Origin of the sequence: Streptomyces millisiae, from assembly GCF_031845425.1 — a bacterium.
GTDB lineage: Bacteria > Actinomycetota > Actinomycetes > Streptomycetales > Streptomycetaceae > Streptomyces > Streptomyces millisiae.
Genome location: NZ_JAVREM010000220.1, coordinates 1 through 509, shown reverse-complemented (window position 1 = coordinate 509; position 509 = coordinate 1). Strand labels below are relative to the sequence as shown.

At 62.3% G+C, this 509-nt stretch carries 1 protein-coding gene; it reads right to left on the bottom strand.

Annotated elements, in window-relative coordinates:
• On the bottom strand, positions 1-326 hold a 326-nt coding region (locus tag RNC47_RS36335), incomplete at its 3' end, for a hypothetical protein (RefSeq protein WP_394814959.1).
• Positions 327-509: the final 183 nt, after the last annotated feature.

The following is a 509-nucleotide window of genomic DNA, read 5'->3' as shown; positions in this document are numbered from 1 at the left end:
GCGAATTGGTGACCCGGTACCAACATCTCGCCCGCGACGCCTTCGCGGTCCAGCTGTTCCATACGTACGCCGATGTCCCAGCCGCCGAAGCGGTCTGGGAATGCAGGTGCCCATCGCGGGTCCAACTCGGGCGCCGGCTCCTCGCGCGGCCCGGAACTGAAATCGGGAGCCAGCATGCGTCGATAGGCCTGCTCTTCCTCCGTCAACAGGTCCTTGACGGCGTCCCGCACATCCGGGTCGAAATAGGGCAGATAATCCGCCATCCGTTTCGCGCCGGCATGTCCGTCCGCCGAGAAGATCAGCACCTTGTCCTGCGTCTCGCCCATGTTTCCGCTCCTCATTCACGGCATCCGGCGCTGCGCGGGATACCTTTGCCGCATCGAGTACTTGATCCGATCGACCTGATGTCACCGCACGCGGTACATACAGGCTGTATGTGGAGGATACAAACTGCATGTCTAGTGGTCAACCACCCAAAGCGCAGAAGCGTGCCGTCCGCACGGCAGAGA